Here is a 23,179-nt window from a genome sequence, read left to right as displayed (position 1 = left end):
GTCAGGCGACGATTTCGTAGCAGGGCACATAGGCGCTGCCCGGCAGCTTCATGCGGTGCTGGGCGACAAAGCCCTGCAGCAGGCTGTCCATCTGTTTCATCATCTGCGGCTCGCCGTGCAGCTTGTACGGGCCGAACTGCTCGATGGCGTGGATGCCGTTTTCCTTCACGTTGCCGGCCACGATGCCGGAGAACGCGCGGCGCAGCGCGGCGGCCAATTGCTCCGGCGGCTGGTTCGGATACAGGTTGAGGTTCGCCATGTTCTCGTGGGTCGGCTCGAACGGCAGCTGCAGATCCGGCGCGATGCGAATCGACCAGTTGAAGCTGTAGGCGTCGCCGGTATTGCGGCGGTTTTCCTTCACCAGCGGCATGGCTTTCTTCATCTGCCGCGCCACTTCCGCCGGATCGTCGATGATGATGGTGTAGTGACGGCGCGCGGCATCGCCCAGCGTGTTCATGATGAACTCGTCCAGCACGCGGAAGTAATCGGCGCTCTCTTTCGGCCCGGTCAGGATCAGCGGCAGCACCTGTTCGCTGTTCTCCGGGTTCATCAGAATACCCAGCAGGTACAGCAGCTCTTCGGCGGTGCCGACGCCGCCCGGGAAGATGATGATGCCGTGCGCGATGCGCACGAAGGCTTCCAGGCGCTTTTCGATGTCCGGCATGATCACCAGCTCGTTCACCAGCGGGTTTGGCGGCTCGGCGGCGATGATCGACGGCTCGGTCATGCCGATGAAACGGCTGTTGCGGTAACGCTGCTGCGCGTGACCGACCGCCGCGCCTTTCATCGGCGCTTCCATCGCGCCCGGCCCGCAGCCGGTGCAGATGTTCAGCTCGCGCAGGCCCAGCTGGCTGCCGACCTTGCGCGCGTACAGGTATTCGTTCTCGTTGATCGAGTGGCCGCCCCAGCACACCACCATATTGGGATCTTCATCCAGATGCAGCGTGCGTGCATTGCGCAGGATCGAGAATACCAGGTTGGTGATATGGGCCGAGTTTTCCAGGTTCAGGTGCTGGAAACGGCCGGCGCTGGCGATTTGGCCGTGCACGAACAGGATGTCGCGTAGTACGGCGAACAGGTTGGCCTGCAGCGAGCGGATGATGCGGCCGTCGACGAACGCCTCTTCCGGCGGGTTGACCAGCTCCAGCTTCACCCCGCGTTCGCGGCGCAGCACGTTGATGTCGAAGGTTTCATAGCGTGACAGCAGCTGCTTGCTGTTGTCGGTTTGGCTGCCGGAGTTCAACACGGCCAGCGAACAGTTGCGGAACAGGCGGTACAGGTCGCTGCTGGCGGTGCGCTTCAGCATGTCTACTTCCAGCTGCGACAATAAATCCATAGAGCCAAGCGGGCTGATGTGTGTAATCAAGGTAACTCCTTTGCACCCGGTGCGGGGCGGTAGTAATCCATACGCAGCAAAACAGCATCTCGTTATGGTTGGCGTGCTGCGGCGCAGCGGGCGTTCCGCCCGGCCGCAGCCTCGTTTTAACCTTACCGCCGTCCCTGCGCTTTTACCAACATAAACCGCTCGTTAGCTCAGTTGTTGAGCAATGTTTCGCACTTATTGGCGCGCCAGGCGGCCGCGCTCGGGGGCGAATTCGACGTTGCTGCGCCACGGGTTGATATCCAGCCCGCCGCGGCGGGTGTAGCGGGCGTAAACCGTCAGGCTTTGCGGCCGGCAGTAGCGCATCAAATCGTTAAAGATGCGCTCGACGCACTGCTCGTGGAATTCGTTGTGGTGGCGGAAGGAGACCAGGTAGCGCAGCAGCGCTTCGCGATCGATCTTGCCGCCGCGGTAGCTTATCTGCACCGAGCCCCAGTCCGGTTGATGGGTGATCAGGCAGTTGGACTTCAGCAGGTGGCTGACCAATTGCTCTTCCACCACCTCTTCACCGGCGGCGTTCAGCAGGTAGTCGGCGTTGAACTCATAATTGTCGATGCGGATATCCTGCTGATCGATGCAGTCGCCGGCCAGGCGGGCGATCGGCGTGCTTTCCAACTGCTCGACGCTGAACAGGGTGACGCTCACCTCGCCCTGGGCGCAGGCGGACAGATCGCGCTGCAGCGTGCTGCGCACCGTTTCCCAATCGGCGAACGGGGTTTGGTTGAAGCTGTTGAGATACAGCTTGAAGCTTTTCGATTCGATCAGGTTCAGGCTGTCGGCGTTGAGGCTGATTTCACCGACCGCCACCTGCGGCAGCCCGTTGGCGTTCAGCCAGGAGAGCTCGTACAGCGTCCAGATGTCCGCGCCGTGGAAGGGGAGGTTATCGGGGTACAGCCCCAGCGGCTCGCGGTTCATGCTGCGCGGCACCGCCTGCAGCAGCGAGGCGTCGTAGCGATCGCGGTAGGCGGTGGGTTTGCCCAGCGTCAGCCCCGACAGGGCCTGGTGGTCTTGATATGAGGACATCTGCTGTCACCTTGGTCAGAGATAGGTACAATGGCCGTCAGTTTAACGTATGCGGGAAAGAATATGGACCATGATGTATCGCACGCTCTGCGTGAATTCACTCAACGCTATGTCGAGTTGTGGCAGCAAGAGCGCGGCCACGCGCCGGCCAGCCAGGCGCTGTACGGCGTGCCGTCGCCCTGCATCGTGGAGAACCGCGAGGACGAAGTGTTGTGGTTGCCACAGCCTTTCGAACCGGCGGCGACGTTGGAAAAGGTAGAAGCCGCGCTGGAGCTGCGTTTGCAGTCGGACGCGCACCGTTTCTACACGCAGCAATACGCCGGCGACATGAGCGCGCAGTTCGGCGAGCATCGTCTGAGCCTGCTGCAGGTCTGGAGCGAAGAGGATTTTATCCGCCTGCAGGAGAACCTGATCGGCCATCTGGTGACGCAAAAGCGCCTCAAGCTGCCGCCAACGCTGTTCCTGGCGACCACCGAATCCGAGATGACGATGGTGTCGTTGTGCAACGTCAGCGGCAACGTGGTGCTGGAACAGTTCGGCAGCGATAAGCGTACCCTGCTGGCGGCGACGCTGGGGAATTTCCTCGATGCGCTGCGCCCGGTGCTGGACTGAATGGCGACGGATTCGCCGTCGCCCGTGTGCGAGATCTCTCACACGGGCTGTGAGAGATCGCTCTTAATTTTTCCCGCCTTTCTCCAGGCGATGAGATTATTGTTATCCAGATCAATTGGTTAGAATTTCTTTAGGATAACTCTTAGGCTTAATTTAGTGTGAGACACCTCCCAAACCCTTGTGATTCCGGGGAATTTAAGCGATCTTATCGTTACCGGAACGGAACCGGCGGAGCAGGAAAGCATCAGGATGATGCAGCTTCAGGAAGAAGAAAGGGATGCGCTCAGGCAAGAGCGAAGGATGGCGTCAGGAGATGCCCAGGATGTTTCAGGATAGAAACCAGGGACACCTCCAGGACGGAGATTGAGAGCCGGCACAGGACTGTCGGCGGGTCAGGAAGGCTGAGGAACCGCGTCAGGACGATGCTGCAGGATGATGCAAGGATCGCTTGGTCAGGATGGCCGCAGGAAAAGTTTTCAAGGATTGAGCAGGGAGCACGCTGTGTAGCGGGATAGCTATAAAACGAACCGGGGGCACTGTTAACGCAGTGCCCCCAACTTTTGTTCTATTCCGCCGCGCGTGCGGCCCTGCCTTAATCCCTCTTCAGCGTTAACCAATCGCGCCCAGCGTATCGCCTGCGCCCTGTTTTTTCGGCAGCAGGAACAGCGTGGCGTAGATATCCAGCAGGTAAATTGCCGCCAGCAGGCTGATGGCCGCGGTAAACGACACCTGCGTCACCAGCGCACCGATTACCAATGGCCCCAGGCCGCCGACGCCGCGCCCCAGATTGAACAGGATGTTCTGCGCGGTGGCGCGTGCCTGCACCGGGTAGGTATCGGAAATTAACGCGCCGTAGCCGCCGATCATGCCGTTGACGAACATGCCCATCACGGCACCGGCGAACAGCATCAGCGTCGGGTCGCTCAACTGGGCGTAACCGATCACCATCACCACGGCGCCGACCTGATACAGCACGAAGATCTTCCAGCGGGGAAAGCGGTCGGCCAGTACGCCAAACAGCCAGATGCCGAACGTCATGCCGACCACCGTCACCGCCGTCCACAGGCCGGACTTGGTGAGCGAGAAGCCAAAGTTTTTCGCCAGGTAAGTCGGCATCCAGATCATCAGGCCGTAGTAACCGAAGTTCTGCACCGAACAGAGAATGAAGATGCCGATGCTGGCCCTGCTGGTGGCGCGATCCTTGAACAGCAGGCGCAAACGCTGCAGGAAGGAGAGCGATTGCCCAGCGTCTTTCTGCCGTACGAATTCCTCCGGTTCGCCCAGAGTGCGGCGGATCAGGAATGACGCCAGCGCCGGCAGCAGGCCGACCAAAAACATGCCGCGCCAGCCGATGTGTTCCAGCAGCAGCGGCGTCAGGAAGGCGGCCGCCAGCACGCCCAGTTGCCAGCCCATGCCGACGTAAGCCGAAGCGCGGTTGCGCTTCTCCGCCGGCCAGGCTTCGGCGATCAGCGCCATGCCGATGCCGAACTCGCCGCCCAGCCCGATGCCCGCCAGGGTGCGATAGGCCAGCAGATCCCAATATCCTTGCGCCACGGCGCACAGGCCGGTGAACAGGGAAAACATCAGGATGGTGATCGTGAGCACCCGGATTCGGCCGAAGCGATCGCTGAGGTGGCCGAAGATCACGCCGCCCAGCACCGCGCCGATCAGCGTCCAGGTGACCAGCGAACCGGCGGCCGATGAGGTTAATCCTAATTCGCTGCTGATGGCCGGCAGCATAAAGCCGAGGATCAGCAGGTCAAACCCGTCCATGGCGTAACCGGTGACCGAAGCCAGCATGGCCTTACCGGGCGTCGCGTGGTTTTTTCTCTCTGTTATTACGGACATGAATCTTTATCTGTGTGGTGAACTCGGTGGGCCTATTGTGCCGCGCGGCGGCGGACGCCACCAGATAAAAACGGCGGGCTGTCTCAGACGCGCCGAATTTGGGCTATAAAAATGCTATGCTTTGCCGCCTTTCAGCCAGCGCGCTGAATACCATAATGAAAAGAGATCGGGAATGCAGATGAGTATACATAACCAGGTGCGCTGCAGTTTGCAGGCGATTGAACAATCCATGCGCGATCTGGCGCTGTGGCAGGCCGCGCCGCCTGATCATGAGGCTTTCTCCAGCACCGAGCCGTTCTGCATCGACAGCATGTCGGCCGAAGCCTGGCTGCAGTGGGTGTTCTTGCCGCGCATGTATGCGTTGCTGGACGCCGAAGCGCCGCTGCCGACGCGCTTCGCCATCACGCCTTATTTCGAAGAGGCGTTGAAAGATCGTGAACCGAGCAGCCTGCCGCTGCTGGTGCTGCTGCAACAGCTGGATTTGATGTTGAATAAAGCGCCGTAATTCGCCGGCGGCGCGCAGATTTTTGCCGCCCGGCAGTGTAGAGTACTCGCGCGGATGCCGGGCAGGAGAGCCGAAGGCGTCTTTCGGCTCGGTTGAACCGCGGCGGTTGACCGGGGGCTGCATTAGGATGATGAGGTGCTGCAATAATGGATTTATTAAGGTTTATCCTGCGTTTGCCTTTTACCCTGGTTAAGGGCGTTTGCCGCCTGCTGGGCGGGATTTTGTCGCTGTTGGGGCGGTTGCTGAGACCGCTGGTCGGCAACCTCAGCTGGCGTGCGCCGGCCTGGTGGGCTGCGCTGCCGCGCGGTTTTTTGCGGCTCGAAAGCGGCGTAGATAAACACCCGAAAGCGATCGGTTTGGGCTTGCTGCTGCTGGCGGGCGCCACAGGCGGCGCGTTTTACGGCTGGCACTGGTGGCAAAACCGCCCCCAGCCCATCGAACCGGCGCCAATGGCGGTTCAGGAGATCAGCGCCGAGTTGGCCAACCCCGAGCCGATAGACTACGCCGCCGCCCGGCAGGCGCCGCAAACGGTGAGCCTGACCTTCAGCGGCTCGGCCGCGGCAATAAGCGCGGTGGGTAAAACCGTGAGCGCCGGCATCATCCTCAAACCGGCTGCAGAAGGGCAGTGGGCGTGGCGCAATGAGTCGACGCTGGTGTTCACGCCGAAAAAACCGCTGCCGATGGGCGCGAAATATGACGTAACCCTCGAGCCCGCCACCTTGCTGGCGCCGCAGGTCAAGCTCGCCAAAACCCGCTATGCCTTCACCGTGCCCGCGTTCGATTACCGCCTGGGGCAGGCCGAGTATTACCGCGATCCGCAAGATGCGCAGAAACGCAGCGCGATTTTCAATTTGCAGTTCAATGCGCCGGTCGACGTCGCCAGCTTTGAAAAACAGATTTCGCTGGGATTGAAGGAGGGCAGCGCTTCCTCCGAGAAAAAGCTGAACTTCTCCCTGGTCTATGACGAGAAAAAACTGAACGCCTGGGTGCATTCCGAGCCGCTGCAGGCGCTGGATCAGGGCGGTGCTGTGCATCTGACCGTCGGCAAAGGCGTTAAATCGACGGCGGCCGGCAATGCGGTCGCTGAGGCGAAAAGCAACTGGGTCAAAGTACCGACGCTGTACAGCCTGGCGCTGAGCGACGCCAGCGCCCAGGTGGTGGATACCGACGGCGGCCAAGGGCAGCGTGCGCTGGTGGTCGGCTTCAGCGATGCGGTGAAGGATAAAGAGCTGGCGCGGGCCACCAAAGCCTGGCTGCTGCCGCAGCACGATCCGAGCGATGCCGAGACCGCCAACGATGCTGAAGATTTCTATCAATGGACGGTCGACAGCGTCGGTAAAAACGTGCTGGCGCAGGCGACGGCATTGCCATTGACGCTTAACGAGGCGGAAGAGGCCTACCAGCCGCAGTTCAGCTTCCGCTTTGAAGCTCCGGCGCACCGCTTCGTGCTGATCGAGATAGACAACCAGCTGGTCTCCGTCGGCGGTTACAAAATGCCGAAGAAGGTTTATCGAGTGGTCGAAGTGCCGGAGTTCCCGAAATCGCTGCAGTTCATGTCCGCAGGCTCGCTGCTGTCGGTCAACGGCGACAAACAGATCAGCGTGGCGGCGCGCAACGTGGCGGGCCTGCGGCTGGACATCAAGCGGGTGATCCCGAGTCAGCTGCAGCACATCGTCTCCTTCAAAAGCCGGGAATACTCGTCAACGGAATTCAACCGGCTCAACGACGAATATTTCACCGAGCATTTCAAATACCAGACGGCGCTCAACAACGAGCGGCCGGGGGAAGTGAACTATCAGGGCATCGATCTCTCCCGCTATCTCTCCACCAACGCCAGTTCCCATCGCGGAGTATTCCTGCTGACGCTGTCCGAATGGCAGCCGAACCGGAAACCGGCGGCGGAAGAGGCGGGCGCCGAGCCAGAACAGGAACCGGACGAGAGCACCGGGGAAGATCAGCCCGACGTCGGCGATTCGCGCTTTGTGGTGGTGACCGATCTGGGCATCGTCGCCAAGAGCTCGCAGGATAAGACGCGCGACGTCTTTGTGCAGTCGATTCAAAGCGGCGCGCCGGTCAGTGGCGCCAACGTGTCGGTGGTGGCCAAAAATGGCGTGACGCTGCTCAGCCAAACCACCGGGGCCGACGGCCACGTGCGTTTCCCGGCGCTCGACGTGTACACCAACGAGCGCCAGCCGGTGATGTTCCTGGTGGAAAAGGAGGGGGATGTCTCCTTCCTGCCGACCGGCAGCTATAACGATCGCGGGCTGGACTTCTCGCGCTTCGACGTCGCCGGTGAACAAACGCCGACCGATCCGCGCACGCTCAGCAGTTACCTGTTCTCCGATCGCGGCGTTTATCGGCCGGGGGATACCTTTAACATCGGCCTCATCACCCGCGCCGCCGACTGGGGCGTTGGCCTGGCCGGCGTGCCGGTGCGCGCCGAAATCCGCGATCCGCGCGACAAGCTGATGACCACCGTGCCGCTGACGCTGGGCGCCAGCGGTTTCAATGAGCTGAGCTATACCACCGATGAAAACTCGCCTACCGGCGAGTGGAACGTCTATCTGTATCTGATCGGCAAAAACAACGATACCTCCACGCTGCTCGGCCATACCGCGGTCAATGTGAAGGAGTTCGAACCGGATCAGCTGAAAGTGAAGCTGGCGCTGACGCCGAACCGCCAGCAAGGCTGGGTCAAACCGTCCGAGCTGAAGGCCAGCATCGATGTGCAGAACCTGTTCGGCACCCCGGCGCAGGATCGCCGCGTGAGCACCAGGCTGACGCTGCGGCCGATGTATCCGAGCTTCGATCGCTTCCCGGATTATGCGTTCTATGAAAATCGGCAAAACAGCGACGGGTTCGAAACCGAGCTGGAAGATCGCACCACCGATGAGCACGGCGCGGCCGATATCCCGCTCGATCTGAAATCCTACGCCGACGCCACTTATCAGCTGCAGCTGCTGTCGGAGGCGTTCGTCGCCGGCGGCGGGCGCTCGGTGGCGGCGACCGCCCGCACGCTGGTTTCGCCTTACGATTACCTGATCGGGGTGAAGGCGGACGGCGATCTGGGCTACATCAACCGCGACGCGGAGCGGCATCTGAACGTGATCGCCATCGATCCGAATCTGCAACAGATCGCCCTGCCGAATCTGAAGCAGGTATTGATCGAGCAGAAATACATTTCGGTGCTGACCAAACAGGATTCGGGCGTTTACAAATACCAGTCGAAGATGAAGGAAGTGCAGCTGTCGGAACAGCCGCTGGCGCTGAGCGGGCAGGGCGCGGATCTGCGGCTGGCGACCGATAAGCCGGGCGACTTCGTGCTGGTGATTGAAGATGCGCAGGGCAAAACGCTCAACCGCGTCGCCTACAGCGTGGCCGGCAACGCCAACCTGAGCCGTTCGCTGGATCGCAACGCCGAACTGAAGCTGAAACTGAACCAGGCGGAATACCAGCCGGGCGAAGGGATCGAGGTGGCGATCAACGCGCCATATACCGGCAGCGGCTTGATCACCATCGAGAAGGACAGGGTTTACGCCTGGCAGTGGTTCCACACCGACACCACCAGCTCGGTGCAGAAGATCCGCGTGCCGGCCGGCATGGAGGGCAACGGCTACATCAACGTGCAGTTCGTGCGCGATATCAACTCCAGCGAGATCTTCATGAGCCCGCTGAGCTATGGCGTGATGCCGTTCAAGATCAGCACCAAGGCGCGGCAAAACAGCCTCAAGGTGACGGCGCCGGAGGTCATCAAGCCGGGTGAAAACCTGACGATGACCGTCAAGACCGACGCGCCGCAGCAGGTGGCGCTGTTCGCCGTCGATGAGGGCATTCTGCAGGTGGCGCGCTACCGCCTGAAGGATCCGCTGGAGTTCTTCTTCAGCAAGCGCGAACTGAACGTGAGCAGCTCGCAGATCCTCGATCTGATCCTGCCGGAGTTCAGCAAGCTGATGGCGCTGACCGCGGCGCCGGGCGGCGATGCGGGCGAGGGGCTGGATCTCAACCTCAACCCGTTCAAGCGTAAGCGCGATAAGCCGGTGGCCTATTGGTCCGGCATTACCGAGGTCAGCGGCGAGAAGCAGTTCGTTTACCCGGTGCCGGACTACTTCAACGGCAAGATCCGCGTGATGGCGATTTCGGTGACCCCGGAGAAAATCGGCAAGGCGCAAACCGCCGCCACGGTGCGCGACAATTTCATCATGACGCCGAACGTGCCGGCGATGGTGGCGCCGGGTGACGAGTTCGACGTCAGCGTGGGCGTCAGCAACAACCTCGACGGGCTGAACGGTCAGTCGGTGGCTATCAATGTCCTACTGACGCCGCCGCAGCAGTTGGAGGTGGTGGGCAACGCGACGCAAAGCCTGACGCTGGCGGAAAAACGCGAAGGCGTGATCGCTTTCCGCCTGCGCGCCAAAGCCGTGCTGGGCGATGCGCCGCTGGTGTTCGACGCCCGTTACGGCGACCAGGCCAGCCGCCGCACTGTCAGCACCTCGGTGCGGCCGGCGGCGCCGTACCGTACCCAGTCGGTGATGGGGCGCATGAGCGGCGGCAGTCAGAACGTCGATGGCCTGCGCCAGATGTTTGACGCTTTCGCGCAGCGCCGGGCGGCGGTGTCGAATTCGCCGCTGGTGCTGACCAGCGGGCTGGCGCAATACCTGGCGGATTACCCGTATTACTGTTCCGAGCAGATCGTCAGCCGCTCAATTCCGCTGATGCTGCAGAGCCGCCACCCCGAGATGAAAAGCAGCCTGAGCCAGGCGGAAGTCAGCAAGCAGCTGCGCAACCTGCTTGGCGTGCTGCGCGCACGCCAGAACGACAGCGGAGCGATCGGCGCCTGGCGTTCGTCGCCGGATGCCGATCCTTTCGTCACGCCTTATGTGGTGCAGTATTTGCTCGAAGCCAAAGCGGCGGGCTACGCCCTGCCGGAAGGCATGCTGGACGAGGCCAACGGCGCATTGCGCGAGCTGGCGGCCAGCGGATTCGACGATCTGTATCTGCTGCGCCTGCGCAGCTGGGCGGTTTACCTGCTGACGCTGCAGGGTGAAGTGACCACCAACTCGCTGGCGGCGGTGCAGGATACGCTGCAAAAACGCTATGGCGAAGGGTGGAAAACCGATCTGAGCGCGCTGTATCTGGCTTCTTCCTATCGGTTGTTGAAGATGGACGACGAAGCCGCCGCGCTGTTGCAACCGAGCTGGCAGCAGCTGAGCAAGGCGTATGACAGCGCCTGGTGGACGCAGAACTATTTCGATCCGCTGGTGCAGGATGCGACGCGGCTGTATCTGATTACCCGTCACTTCCCGGAGAAGGTGGCGTCGATCCCGCCGCAGGTGCTGGAGAATATGGTCAAGGCGCTGAAAGAAGAGCGTTATACCACCTACTCCTCCGCGATGAGCATTCTGGCGCTGGAAAGCTATTCGGCCCAGGTGGCGGCGCAATCCGCCAATGCGGATGCATTGGGCATCGTGCAGGTAGGCAAAAGCGGCGGCGAGCCGCAGCGCATCAGTGAGCTGCAGGGGTTGTTCGTTCAGGGGCAGTTCAACGCCGATGCCACCGCGGTGCGCTTCACCAACGGCGGCAATGCGCCGGCCTGGTATGTGGTGACGCAGGCCGGTTACGACCTGAATGCGCCGCAAAAAGCGCTGTCGCGCGGCATTGAGATCGTCCGCGATTACACCGACGAACAGGGCAAGCCGGTGACGCAGGTGACGCTGGGGCAGAAGATCAACGTCCATCTGAAGGTGCGCGCCAACTCGAAAGAGGGGCAGAGCAACCTGGCGATCGTCGATCTGCTGCCGGGCGGGTTCGAAGTGGTGCAGCAAACGCCGCCGGAACCGGCCGACGCCGGCGAGGAGAGCGAAGACCGCGGCGGTTGGCAGTCGCCACTGGCCGCCTCTGGCTCCACCTGGGCGCCGGATTACAGCGATATCCGTGAAGATCGGGTGATTATCTACGGCAGCGCCGGCACCGAGGTACAGGAGTTCGTCTATCAGATCAAGGCCACCAATACCGGCAGCTTTATTGTTCCACCGGCCTACGGCGAAGCCATGTACGATCGTGAAGTACAGGCGATGTCGGCCGGCGGCGGCAAGCTGGTGGTGGTGCCGGCGGGCAACGACTAGGCCGGCTCCGGCGCCAGGCCAGCGTCTGGCGCCGGGGTGGTGAGAACGTATGAAGGTCCTGACCGGGCGCGTGCTGCAAAACGGCTTGATGGCGGTGTTTTTACTGGCGCTGCTGCTGGCCGCGATTCGGCTGTGGCCGCATCCGCCCCTGTGGCAGGGGCTGCCGCAGTCTTCCGTCTATTACGACAGGCACGGCGCGCTGCTGCGCATCACCCTGGCCAACGACGACCGCTACCGGCTGTGGACGCCGCTGGAGCAGGTGTCGCCGTTGGCGGTGCGCGGGCTGCTGCTGCACGAAGACCGCTGGTTCTACTACAACCCCGGTTTTAACCCCGTCAGCCTGATGCGCGGCTTCTGGCGCAGCTATGTCGCCGGCGGCAAAATGCAGGGCGGATCGACCATCAGCATGCAGCTGGCGCGCATGCGCTGGCATCTCAACACCCGCACGCCGGGCGGCAAGCTGCTGCAGGTGCTGCGTGCGGTGCAGCTGGAACTGAGCTACTCCAAGCGCGATATCCTGGAAGCCTACCTGAATTACGCCCCTTACGGCCGCAACATCGAAAGCATCGGCGCCGCCAGCCTGATCTATTTCGCCAAGTCGCCGAAGGATTTGACCCTGCCGGAGGCGCTGACGCTGGCGGTGCTGCCGCAGTCGCCCAGCTACCGTCTGGAGCCGAAAACCGGCGTGCTCGGCGCCGCGTTGACCCAGGCGCGCAACCGTCTGTTCCAGCGCTGGCAGCGGGTTTACCCCACCGACGCCAGCCAGCAAACGCTGTTCCGCCTGCCGCTGGCGCTGCGCCAGCCCGAACAAGTGCCCTATATCGCGCCGCACTTTATCGAACAGCTGCGCCAGCAGACGCAGCAACTGGTGCAGCGCGATACCCGCGTCGACACCACGCTGGACGCCGGGTTGCAGCGGCTGGTTGAGCGGCAGGTCAATGCCTTTATCGCCCGCAACCGCAGCCGCGGCATCCAAAACGCCGCGGTGCTGCTGGTGGACAGCCGCGATATGGGGGTGCGCGCGCTGGTGGGATCGGCGGATTATTACAATCGGCCGATCCAGGGGCAGGTGAACGGCACCAACGCCAAACGCTCGCCGGGTTCGACGCTCAAACCGTTCATCTACGCGCTGGGCATGGAGCAGGGCGTGCTGCATCCGATGACCATCCTGAAGGACGTGCCTTCGTCGTTCGGCGCCTATGCGCCGGAAAATTTCGACCGGCGCTTTCTCGGCCCGGTGACCGCCACCGACGCGCTGAATTTCAGCCGCAACATCCCGGCGGTGTATGTTGCCTCGCAGCTGCGCCAGCCGACCTTTTATCAGTTTTTGCGCCTGACCGGCGTCGCCAATATGGCCAACGAAAGCCACTACGGGCTGTCGCTGGTACTGGGCGGCGGCGAGGTGACGGCGCAGGAATTGGCGAAGCTGTATGCGTTGCTGGCGAACCGCGGCGAGCTGCGGCCGCTTCGTATGCAACTGAACGAGGCCGAATCGACGCCGGTGCGGCTGCTGAGCGAGGAGGCCAGTTTCATCACGCTGGATATGCTGCGCCAGCACCGGCGGCCGGGCGATACGCTGGCGCAGCGTTCTTCTTCGCTGCCGGTGTACTGGAAGACCGGCACTTCCTGGGGCTTTCGCGACGCCTGGAGCGTCGGGATTTTCGGCCCTTACGTGCTGGTGGTGTGGGAAGGCAACTTCGATGGGCGCGGCAACAATGCGTTGGTCGGCGCCGAGGCGGCCGCGCCGCTGTTCTTCAACATCATCGACAGCGTCAATGCCAGCTACCCCGGCCTGCGGGAACCGAAGCACCCGTTCCCCCAACGGCTGCGGCGGGTGGATATTTGCCTCGCCAGCGGCGATCTGCCGACGCCGTGGTGCCAGCAGAAGGGCAAGACCTGGTTCATTCCCGGCAAGTCGCCGATCAAGGTCGACAGCGTCTATCGGCCGGTGGTGCTGGATATTCACAGCGGCGAGGTCGTTTGCCCGCCGTATGACGCGGCGCAGACCCGTACCGAAATTTTTGAGTTCTGGCCTTCCGATCTGGCCAACGTGTTCGCCCAGGCCGGGCTGCCGAAGCGGGCGCCGCCGGTCAACCGCTGCAAGGACAACGGCATCGCCGTCGGCGGCAACGCGCCGCGCATCACTTCGCCGCTGAAAAACACCACCTATACCCTGCGCCAGTCGCAGCAGGGGCGAGATAAAATCGCCTTCAACGCGGTGACGGACGCCGACAGCAAGACGGTGTACTGGTTCGTTGACGATATCTATCTCGGCAGCAGCGCCAGCAAAAAGCCGATCGACTGGCGGCCGATCGACAACGGGCGCTACCGCATTCGGGCGGTGGACGATCGCGGCCGCGCCGATATGCGGCTGGTGACCATCGAATGGGTGAACTAGCGCTGAGCCGCACGCCTGTTATACTCGCGCCCGAAACGGCTATTGACCTGGGAAAGCGATGTGATTGAGATTTTGTATCAGGATGAACACCTGGTGGCGGTGAACAAGCCGTCGGGTTGGTTGGTACACCGCAGTTGGCTGGATCGTCATGAGACCCGCTTTATGATGCAGACGGTGCGCGATCAGCTCGGGCAGCACGTCTTTACCGTGCACCGTCTCGATCGCCCGACTTCCGGCGTGCTGCTGATGGCGCTCTCCAGCGAGGTGGCGCGTCTGCTGTCGCTGCAGTTCGAGCAGCATCAGGTGCAGAAAACCTACCATGCGGTGGTGCGCGGCTACGTGCAGGAGGGGGCGACCCTCGACTACCCGCTGACGGCGGAGCTGGACAAAATCGCCGATAAACATGCCGATGCCGATAAAGGGCCGCAGCCGGCGGTGACGCACTACCGGCCGCTGGCGCAGGTAGAGATGCCGGTGGCCGTCGGCCGCTACGACAGCGCGCGCTACAGCCTGGTGGAGCTGCAGCCGGAAACCGGCCGCAAGCACCAGCTGCGGCGCCACATGGCGCATCTTCGCCATCCGATCATCGGCGACAGCAAGCACGGCGATCTGCGGCAGAACCGTGGCATGGCGCAGCATTTCGGCTGCCCGCGCCTGATGTTGCACGCCAGCCATCTGCAGCTGACGCACCCGGTGACCGGTGAGGCGCTGCGGGTGACGGCGCGCTGGGACGAAGACTGGCAAGGGGTGATGACGCAGTTCGGCTGGGCGGGAGTATTCCCTGAACTTGCCGGGGTTGAGTTTAGCGCGGCTAACGGTCAGGATAGCTGACAATTTTTAAAGGTAATGAAGGGAGTAGGAGCCATGGCTCAGGTTGGTATCTTCGTGGGAACGGTCTACGGCAATTCGCTGCTGGTGGCGGAAGAGGCGCAAAACATCCTCAGCGAACAGGGCCATGAGGTCAAACTGTTCGAAGAGGGCACGCTGGAGGCCTGGCAGTATTACCGTCAGCACTACGCGCTGGTGATTACCTCCACCACCGGGCAGGGCGATCTGCCGGACAGCATCGCGCCGCTGTTCCACGCCATTCGCGATCAGGTCGGCTACCAGCCGGAGCTGCGCTATGGGCTGATCGCCCTCGGCGACAGCAGCTATGACAACTTCTGCGGCGCCGGGCGCGCGTTCGACGCGCTGCTGCAGGAGCAGGGCGCCACCCGCGTTGGCGAAGTGCTGGAGATCGATGCGATGGAACAGCCGGAGCCGGAAGTGGCCGCCTGCCCGTGGGTCGAGCAGTGGGGCACGCTGCTGCAATCGTAAAGTAAAAAGGCGCCGCGAAAGGGCGCCTTGGCGATGATGCGGATCAACCGATCCGCATTACTTGCCGCGGGTGAGTTTTTCCAGATCGGCTTCGATCTCGGCAATCTTGTGCGACACCACGCCTTCGAGATGGCGCAGGTCGTCGAGGATTTTACGCTTCAGATCCACTTCCACCTGATCGCGTTGGCACAGCTGATCCAGTTCGTCGATCACGTAACGCAGGTTCGGGTTGATCTCGTGAATTTCCTTGTAGCCCTGGCCGGCGTTGTCCGCCACCACGGTTTTACGCTGGCGCGGGTACTTGAACTTCACGCTTTTAGCGAAGAACTCGCCCTTGTCCTTGCGGAAATAGATCTTGAGGATGTCGTTGTTGGCCTCTTGACGCAGGCTATAGCGATCGACGTCTTCCGGTTGATTGATGCCCAAACTCTTCAAGTTATCGTACATACTGCGCCCTCTTTAGATGTGATCGTTATATTCCACGACTGCGATTATGGCGGAAAGCGAGGTCTGCGACTGTGACTGCCAGCGAAACGCAGACAAAAAAATAGCGGGTGAATCACCCGCTATTTCAATTTAGTCGATAGTGCGCAATAACTCATTAATGCCGACTTTACCGCGCGTTTTGGCGTCGACCTTCTTGACGATCACCGCGCAGTACAGGCTGTAGGAACCGTCTTTCGACGGCAGGTTGCCGGAAACCACCACCGAACCCGCCGGCACGCGGCCGTAATGGATTTCGCCGGTCTCGCGGTCATAAATGCGGGTGCTCTGGCCGAGGTATACGCCCATCGAAATCACCGAGCCTTCTTCCACGATCACGCCTTCCACCACTTCGGAGCGCGCGCCGATGAAGCAGTTGTCTTCGATGATGGTCGGGTTGGCCTGCAGCGGCTCCAGCACGCCGCCGATGCCGACGCCGCCGGACAGGTGAACGTTTTTGCCGATCTGCGCGCAAGAACCGACGGTGGCCCAGGTGTCGACCATGGTGCCTTCGTCGACGTAGGCGCCGATGTTAACGTAAGACGGCATCAGCACGGTGTTGCGCGCGATGAACGCGCCCTGGCGCACGGTGGCCGGCGGCACGACGCGGAAACCTTCCTTCTGGAAGCGCGCTTCGTCGTAGTCGGCGAATTTCATCGGCACCTTGTCGTAGTAGCGGGTTTCCGCGCCGTCCATCACCTTGTTGTCGTTGATGCGGAAAGAGAGCAGCACGGCTTTCTTCAGCCACTGATGGGTGACCCATTGACCGTCGATCTTCTCGGCGACGCGCAGGGCGCCACTGTCCAGCAGGCCGATCACCTGGTTTACCGCTTCGCGCGTTACGGTGTCTACGTTCGCCGGGGTGATGTCCGCACGGCGCTCGAAGGCGCTTTCAATAACGTTCTGTAATTGCTGCATGCTGTTCTCTTTCCTGATGTTGTCGGTAAAAAGTTACTTGTATCACATTTTATCGTTTGGGGTGAGGGCCTCTGTCAACCGTTGCTCCAACTTTCTGCGCGTTTCCTGGTCGAGCGCGCGCCGCTCGCCGTCGGCCAGGATAAACAAATCCTCGACCCGCTCGCCGATGGTGGAAATGCGCGCGCCGTGCAGCGACAGCCCCAGGTCAGCGAACACTTCGCCCACCCGCGCCAGCAGGCCGGGCTGGTCGAGTGCGGTCAGCTCCAGGTAGCTGCGGCGATCGGTATGGGTCGGCAGGAAAGTGGCCTCGGTCGGCACGCTGAAGTGACGCAGCTTGGAAGAGGGCCGGCGCACGCGCGGCGGCTGATACTCCCGCTGGGTGATGGCCTGCAGCAGCGCCTGGCGGATCGCCGCGTGGCGATCCTGCGCCAGCGGGCTGCCGTCCGGCTCCAGCACGATAAAGGTGTCCATTGCCATGCCGTCGCGGTTGGTGAAGATCTGGGCGTCGTGCACGCTCAGATTGCGGCGATCCATCTCGCCTGCGACGGCGGCGAACAGATAAGGGCGGTCCGGGCTCCAGATGAAGATCTCGGTGCCGCCGCGCGTCGCCTGGCGGCTGACCAGCACCAGCGGCTGGGTGGAATCGTGGGCCAGCAGGTGGCGGGCGTGCCAGGCCAGCTGATTCGGCGAGTGGCGCAGGAAATAGTCGGCTCGGCAGCGGCTCCAGATGCGGTGCAGCGCCTCTTCGTCGATGTTGTCCATGCGTAGCAGCGCCAGCGCCTGCAGGCGGTGATGGCGCACGCGTTCGCGCAGATCCGGGCTGTTTTGCATGCCGCGGCGCAGCTGCTTCTCGGTGGCGAAATACAGCTCGCGCAGCAGGCTCTGTTTCCAGCTGTTCCACAGGGTTTCGTTGGTGGCGCAGATGTCGGCCACCGTCAGGCATACCAGATAGCGCAGGCGGGTTTCGCTCTGCACTTCGCTGCTGAACTGCTGGATCACCGTCGGATCCTGGATATCGCGGCGCTGCGCGGTGACCGACATCAGCAGGTGGCAGCGCACCAGCCAGGCCACCAGCTGGGTTTCACGCGAGTTGAGGCCGTGAAGTTCGGCGAACTCCACCACGTCTTCCGCGCCGAGGATCGAGTGGTCGCCGCCGCGCCCTTTGGCGATATCGTGGAACAACGCCGCCAGCAGCAGCAGTTCCGGGTGCGGCAGGCGCGGATACAACTCCACGCACAGCGGATGGCGCGGCCGGGTCTGGTCGTCGGCGAAACTCTCCAGCTTCTGCAGCACGCGGATGGTGTGTTCATCGACGGTATAGGCGTGGAACAGGTCGAACTGCATCTGCCCGACGATCTTGCCCCACTGCGGCATATAGGCCCACAGCACGCTGTGACGGTGCATCGGCACCAGCGCGCGCGACACCGCGCCGGGATGGCGCAGGATGGCCATAAACAGATCGCGCGCTTCCGGAATGGTGCACAGCGGCTGTTTCAGGTGGCGGCGCGCGTGACGCAGTTGGCGCACGGTGGTGGAATAAATGCCCTTGATCTCGCGGTTGCGCACCATCAGGTAGAACATGCGCATGATGGCCTGCGGCTCGCGGATAAACAGCGTTTCGTCGCGCAGGTCGATCAGATCGCCGCGCAGCTGGAAATCGTCGTTCAGCGGGCGCGGCTTCTCGGTGGCGTCCAGCGCCAGAATGGCCTCGTCGAACAGCTGCAGCAGCATGTGGTTCAGTTCGCTGACGCGCCGCGTCATGCGGTAGAAGTCTTTCATCATGCGCTCGACCGGCTCGTTGCCTTCGCCTTCATAGCGCAGCAGCTGCGCCACGCTGAGCTGGCGATCGAACAGCAGGCGGTTGTCGTAACGCGGCAGCACCAGGTGCAGCGCGAAGCGGATGCGCCACAGGAAGCTCTGGCACTCGTTCAGCTCGTTGCGCTCGGCCTGGGTGAGGAAACCGAAGCCGACCATTTCGTCCAGCGAAGTGGCGCCGAAGTGGCGCCGCGCCACCCACAGCAGCGTGTGAATATCGCGCAGGCCGCCGGGGCTGCTTTTGATATCCGGCTCCAGGTTATAGCTGGTGCCGTGGTAGCGCTGATGGCGCTCCTGCTGCTCGTTGATCTTGGCGTGGAAAAACTGCGGCGAAGGCCAGAAGCCGTCGCTGAAGATATGTTTTTGCATCTGCAGGAACAGCGCGACGTCGCCGCAGATCATACGCGATTCGATCAGGTTGGTGGCCACGGTCAGATCCGCCAGCCCTTCCAGCAGGCACTCTTCCAGAGTGCGCACGCTGTGGCCCACTTCCAGCTTGAGATCCCACAGCAGGGTGATGAATTCGCCGACCCGCTGCGACTGCTGTTCCGTCAGCCGGCGCTGGCTGAGCACCAGCACGTCGATGTCCGACAGCGGGTGCAGTTCGCCGCGGCCGTAGCCGCCGACCGCCACCAGCGCCGTTTCCGGGATATCTTCGAAGCCGTAGAACGTCCACAGCCGGCGCAGCAGGCGATCGATAAAGTCGCTGCGCGCCGCCACCAGGCTTTCGGCGCTGGAGCCGGCGTCGAACGCCGCCGCTAGCCACAGCTGGAACTGCTCCAGCCGCTGTTTCAGCATCGGGCAGGTGAGCTCTTCGTCGCCGTAGGTGCTGGGGGAAGCGGGCGGCATCGGCACGGCCGGGGCCGCCTGTTGAAGGAGATTGTCAGACATAGTGCGCAGCCCATAAAAAAGGCCGGCAAAAGCCGGCCTGGTGATATTCTGCACGCGGCGTGCGCCGCGGTGCTTACATCTCGTGCGTAATGATGTTGGGGATGGTGTCATCCTTGCGCAACGTCATTATCTCGCAGCCGTTATCAGTGACCACAATAGTATGCTCATACTGCGCCGACAAGCTGCGATCTTTGGTTTTTACCGTCCAGCCGTCTTTCATGGTGCGGATGCGGTAGTCGCCGGCGTTGACCATCGGTTCGATGGTGAAGGCCATGCCCGCCTGCAGCACCACGCCGCCATCGTCGGCATCATAGTGCAGCACCTGCGGCTCTTCGTGGAACACTTCGCCGATGCCGTGGCCGCAATACTCGCGCACCACGGAGAACTTCTCGGCCTCGACGAATTGCTGGATAGCCTTGCCCAGGGTGCGCAGGCGGATGCCCGGCTTGACCATCTTCAGCGCCAGATACAGGCTTTCCTGAGTGACGCGGCACAGGCGCTCGCCCAGAATGGTTGGTTTGCCGACGATGAACATCTTCGAGGTGTCGCCGTGGAAGCCGTCTTTAATCACGGTCACGTCGATATTGACGATGTCGCCGTCTTTCAGCGTTTTGTCGTCGCTCGGGATGCCGTGGCACACCACTTCGTTCACCGAGATGCACACGGATTTCGGGAAGCCGTGATAGCCGAGGCAGGCGGAAATAGCCTGCTGCTCGTTGGTGATGTACTCGTGACAGATACGGTCCAGCTCGCCGGTGGTCACGCCAGGTTTGACGTGCGGCTCGATGATTTCCAGCACTTCGGCGGCCAGGCGGCCGGCCACGCGCATTTTTTGGATGTCATCAGGTGTTTTAATTGAGATTGCCATGAAATTCGTCCGCAGGTGTCGTTATCGTCGACAATAAGAAGCAGTGACTTATGGTATCAGCCCGGCCGGGGGCTGCCAAATTTCATTTCCCGATGCCCGGCGCAAAGCAACAAAAGTTGGTGTCGGCGGCGGGTTTATGGTATAAAGCGCGCCGGCGATCCGCGACTTGGTTCTTGTGACCTGGCAGGAATTGGCCGAAAATACTTTAACTGCACTCATTTTGTGTAAATAACACACACGTATCGGCACATCCGCCGGGGTGCCCTGAGGTGACTTGTCGCCGCCAGGGTCGGCGTTATGGGATACGTGGAGGCATAACCCCAATTAATCTATAGAGGTTTAATCATGGCAACTGTTTCCATGCGCGACATGCTCAAGGCTGGTGTTCACTTCGGTCACCAGACCCGTTACTGGAACCCGAAAATGAAGCCTTTCATCTTCGGCGCTCGTAACAAGGTTCACATCATCAACCTGGAGCAGACCGTACCAATGTTCAACGCCGCTCTGGCTGAACTGAGCAAGATCTCTTCCCGTAAAGGCAAGATCCTGTTCGTAGGTACCAAGCGCGCAGCAAGCGAAGCGGTAAAAGACGCTGCTAACAGCTGTGACCAGTTCTTCGTGAACCACCGCTGGTTGGGCGGCATGCTGACTAACTGGAAAACCGTTCGTCAGTCCATCAAGCGTTTGAAAGATCTGGAAATCCAGTCTCAAGACGGCACCCTGGACAAGCTGACCAAGAAAGAAGCGCTGATGCGCACTCGTGAACTGGCCAAGCTGGAAAACTCCCTGGGCGGTATCAAAGATATGGGCGGTCTGCCAGACGCACTGTTCGTTATCGATGCCGATCACGAGCACATCGCGATCAAAGAAGCCAACAACCTGGGTATCCCGGTATTCTCTATCGTTGATACCAACTCCAACCCAGACGGCGTTGACTTCATCATCCCTGGTAACGACGACGCAATCCGTGCAGTAAACCTGTACCTGACTGCCGTTGCTGCCGCTGTGCGTGAAGGTCGTTCTCAAGATCTGGCCGTTCAGGCGGAAGAAGGCTTCGTAGAAGCTGAATAATAAGGCAAGCTCGTCACTGAGCCCTTATTAACCAGGTATTGACATATGTTGGTTAGGGGGGCCTGTTAAGGCCCCCTTTGCTTATCTGAATGAGAACTGTCTCCACGCGAGATAACCGAGGAAAAATAAATGGCTGATATTACCGCTGCCCTGGTAAAAGAACTGCGCGAGCGTACCGGCGCTGGCATGATGGATTGCAAGAAGGCGCTGGTTGAATCCAACGGCGACATCGAACTGGCAATCGAAAACATGCGTAAGTCCGGTGCGATCAAAGCCGCTAAAAAAGCAGGCAACGTAGCTGCTGACGGCGTGATCAAAACCAAGATCGAAGGCAACTACGGCATCATTCTGGAAGTTAACTGCCAGACTGACTTCGTAGCGAAAGACGCCGGTTTCCAGGCGTTCGCCGACAAAGTGCTGGATGCGGCCATGGCCGGCAAAATCACTGACGTTGACGTGCTGAAAGCACAGTTCGAAGAAGAGCGCGTAGCGCTGGTGGCAAAAATCGGCGAAAACATCAACATTCGTCGCGTTGCTTCCCTGGAAGGCGAAGTGCTGGGCAGCTACCTGCACGGCGCGCGTATCGGCGTTCTGGTTGCGGCTAAAGGCGCTGACGAAGAGCTGGTTAAGCAAATCGCAATGCACATTGCGGCAAGCAAGCCAGAGTTCGTGAAGCCGGAAGACGTGTCTGCTGAAGTGGTAGAAAAAGAGTACCAGGTTCAGTTGGACATCGCCATGCAGTCCGGCAAGCCGAAAGAAATCGCAGAGAAAATGGTTGAAGGCCGCATGAAGAAATTCACCGGCGAAGTTTCTCTGACCGGTCAGCCTTTCGTTATTGATCCGAGCAAATCCGTTGCTCAGGTGCTGAAAGAGCACAACGCTGACGTGACCAACTTCATTCGCTTCGAAGTGGGCGAAGGCATCGAGAAAGTCGAGACCGACTTCGCTGCTGAAGTTGCCGCGATGAGCAAACAGTCTTAATGACTGTCGATGGAACCGCCGTCTGGCGGTTCCATACTATCCAGCCAGAATTACACCGGTGGCAGGCCCTGCAGCGTGATGCTCACCTCAGGCGCGTTTCATCGGCTGAAATCCCCAATACTAATACTGCTTCTTAGGACAGAACACCATGGCAACCAATGCAAAACCCGTATATCAGCGTATTCTGCTTAAACTGAGTGGCGAAGCCCTGCAAGGTGCAGAAGGTTTTGGTATCGACGCCAGCGTTTTGGATCGCATGGCTCAGGAAGTGAAAGAGCTGGTCGAACTGGGAATTCAGGTCGGTGTAGTTATTGGCGGCGGGAACCTGTTCCGCGGCGCGGGCCTGGCGCAAGCCGGCATGAACCGCGTAGTGGGCGACCACATGGGAATGCTGGCTACCGTGATGAACGGCCTGGCTATGCGTGATGCACTGCACCGTGCCTATGTGAACGCCCGCCTGATGTCGGCGATCCCGCTGAACGGCGTGTGTGACAATTACAGCTGGGCAGAGGCTATCAGCCTGCTGCGCAACAACCGCGTGGTGATCTTCTCCGCCGGTACCGGCAACCCGTTCTTCACCACCGATTCCGCCGCTTGCCTGCGCGGCATCGAGATCGAAGCGGACGTGGTGCTGAAAGCCACCAAAGTGGATGGCGTATACTCCGCCGATCCGGTGAAAAACCCGGATGCGACGCTGTATGAACAATTAACCTATCAGGACGTGCTGGAGCGCGAGCTGAAAGTGATGGATCTGGCGGCGTTTACGCTGGCCCGCGATCACGGTCTGCCGATCCGCGTGTTCAACATGAACAAGCCTGGCGCGCTGCGCCGCGTGGTGATGGGTGAGAACGAAGGTACGCTGATCAGCAAATAAGGCTGTTCACACCCCTTTTTCGGTGCGCGTGACGCCATGCGCCGCGCGCTCTCCGAGTACGATTACGGGCTA

Annotated in this window: 16 protein-coding genes; 9 read left to right on the top strand and 7 right to left on the bottom strand. The window is 61.1% G+C overall.

From position 1 onward, the window contains the following. Position 1: 1 nt before the first annotated feature. Both ppnN and queF read right to left on the bottom strand, forming a co-directional pair. The gene (gene ppnN, locus ACSBQQ_RS22070; RefSeq protein WP_019455737.1) at positions 2–1,366 is read right to left on the bottom strand and encodes a nucleotide 5'-monophosphate nucleosidase PpnN; all 1,365 of its coding nucleotides are present in this window, start codon (positions 1,364–1,366) and stop codon (positions 2–4) included. Between the two features lie 192 nt (positions 1,367–1,558). Further along, positions 1,559–2,404, bottom strand: a complete 846-nt coding sequence (queF, locus tag ACSBQQ_RS22065; RefSeq protein WP_060426859.1) for an NADPH-dependent 7-cyano-7-deazaguanine reductase QueF — start codon at positions 2,402–2,404, stop codon at positions 1,559–1,561. Between the two features lie 63 nt (positions 2,405–2,467). Between queF and syd the strand changes: the two genes are divergently transcribed. Next, on the top strand, positions 2,468–3,016 hold the full coding sequence (gene syd, locus ACSBQQ_RS22060) for a SecY-interacting protein (protein ID WP_060388399.1): 549 nt from the start codon (positions 2,468–2,470) through the stop codon (positions 3,014–3,016). 609 nt (positions 3,017–3,625) lie between these two features. On the opposite strand, the gene ACSBQQ_RS22055 is transcribed toward syd, so the two are convergent. Beyond that, complete coding sequence (locus tag ACSBQQ_RS22055) at positions 3,626–4,864, bottom strand: MFS transporter (RefSeq protein WP_033649802.1); 1,239 nt, start codon at positions 4,862–4,864, stop codon at positions 3,626–3,628. Between the two features lie 178 nt (positions 4,865–5,042). Here ACSBQQ_RS22055 and ACSBQQ_RS22050 point away from each other — a divergent pair, with 178 nt between their 5' ends. From ACSBQQ_RS22050 to ACSBQQ_RS22030, 5 genes are all read left to right on the top strand, one after another. Beyond that, complete coding sequence (locus ACSBQQ_RS22050; protein ID WP_033649825.1) at positions 5,043–5,369, top strand: YqcC family protein; 327 nt, start codon at positions 5,043–5,045, stop codon at positions 5,367–5,369. A gap of 146 nt (positions 5,370–5,515) precedes the next feature. Next, the gene (locus ACSBQQ_RS22045; RefSeq protein ID WP_060429305.1) at positions 5,516–11,491 is read left to right on the top strand and encodes an alpha-2-macroglobulin family protein; all 5,976 of its coding nucleotides are present in this window, start codon (positions 5,516–5,518) and stop codon (positions 11,489–11,491) included. 49 nt (positions 11,492–11,540) lie between these two features. Next, a complete protein-coding gene (gene pbpC / locus ACSBQQ_RS22040) occupies positions 11,541–13,889 on the top strand; it encodes a penicillin-binding protein 1C (RefSeq protein WP_060435836.1) in 2,349 nt (782 codons plus the stop codon). Positions 13,890–13,949: 60 nt separating this feature from the next. After that, positions 13,950–14,720, top strand: coding sequence for a tRNA pseudouridine(65) synthase TruC (truC, locus tag ACSBQQ_RS22035; protein ID WP_033635741.1), 771 nt, complete (start codon positions 13,950–13,952; stop codon positions 14,718–14,720). Between the two features lie 33 nt (positions 14,721–14,753). Further along, positions 14,754–15,206 carry a flavodoxin gene (locus ACSBQQ_RS22030; RefSeq protein ID WP_016929894.1) on the top strand — a complete coding sequence of 151 codons (453 nt, stop codon included), beginning with the start codon at positions 14,754–14,756 and terminating at the stop codon, positions 15,204–15,206. Between the two features lie 57 nt (positions 15,207–15,263). Here ACSBQQ_RS22030 and ACSBQQ_RS22025 read toward each other — a convergent pair whose 3' ends face one another. The 4 genes from ACSBQQ_RS22025 to map form a co-directional block, all read right to left on the bottom strand. After that, positions 15,264–15,653: a DUF3461 family protein gene (locus ACSBQQ_RS22025; protein WP_004931929.1), complete on the bottom strand. Its 390-nt coding sequence runs from the start codon at positions 15,651–15,653 to the stop codon at positions 15,264–15,266. A gap of 129 nt (positions 15,654–15,782) precedes the next feature. Further along, complete coding sequence (gene dapD / locus ACSBQQ_RS22020; protein WP_004931932.1) at positions 15,783–16,607, bottom strand: 2,3,4,5-tetrahydropyridine-2,6-dicarboxylate N-succinyltransferase; 825 nt, start codon at positions 16,605–16,607, stop codon at positions 15,783–15,785. Positions 16,608–16,649: 42 nt separating this feature from the next. Continuing rightward, positions 16,650–19,313: a bifunctional uridylyltransferase/uridylyl-removing protein GlnD gene (gene glnD / locus ACSBQQ_RS22015; protein WP_039567408.1), complete on the bottom strand. Its 2,664-nt coding sequence runs from the start codon at positions 19,311–19,313 to the stop codon at positions 16,650–16,652. A gap of 73 nt (positions 19,314–19,386) precedes the next feature. Further along, on the bottom strand, positions 19,387–20,181 hold the full coding sequence (map, locus tag ACSBQQ_RS22010; RefSeq protein ID WP_004931936.1) for a type I methionyl aminopeptidase: 795 nt from the start codon (positions 20,179–20,181) through the stop codon (positions 19,387–19,389). Between the two features lie 345 nt (positions 20,182–20,526). On the opposite strand from map, the gene rpsB reads away from it, so the two are divergent. From rpsB to pyrH, 3 genes are all read left to right on the top strand, one after another. Beyond that, entirely contained in the window at positions 20,527–21,252 is a 726-nt protein-coding gene (gene rpsB, locus ACSBQQ_RS22005) for a 30S ribosomal protein S2 (protein ID WP_016929891.1), read from the top strand. Between the two features lie 129 nt (positions 21,253–21,381). Further along, on the top strand, positions 21,382–22,233 hold the full coding sequence (tsf, locus tag ACSBQQ_RS22000; RefSeq protein WP_033654122.1) for a translation elongation factor Ts: 852 nt from the start codon (positions 21,382–21,384) through the stop codon (positions 22,231–22,233). A 148-nt stretch (positions 22,234–22,381) separates the two neighbouring features. Then, the gene (gene pyrH, locus ACSBQQ_RS21995; protein ID WP_004931940.1) at positions 22,382–23,107 is read left to right on the top strand and encodes a UMP kinase; all 726 of its coding nucleotides are present in this window, start codon (positions 22,382–22,384) and stop codon (positions 23,105–23,107) included. The last annotated feature ends 72 nt before the right edge of the window (positions 23,108–23,179 follow it).

It is taken from the genome of Serratia sp. G204Y (genome assembly GCF_051172435.1).
Classification (GTDB): domain Bacteria; phylum Pseudomonadota; class Gammaproteobacteria; order Enterobacterales; family Enterobacteriaceae; genus Serratia; species Serratia sarumanii.
Note: the sequence above shows the minus strand (reverse complement) of the source record. Positions and strands in the feature narration are given on the sequence as shown.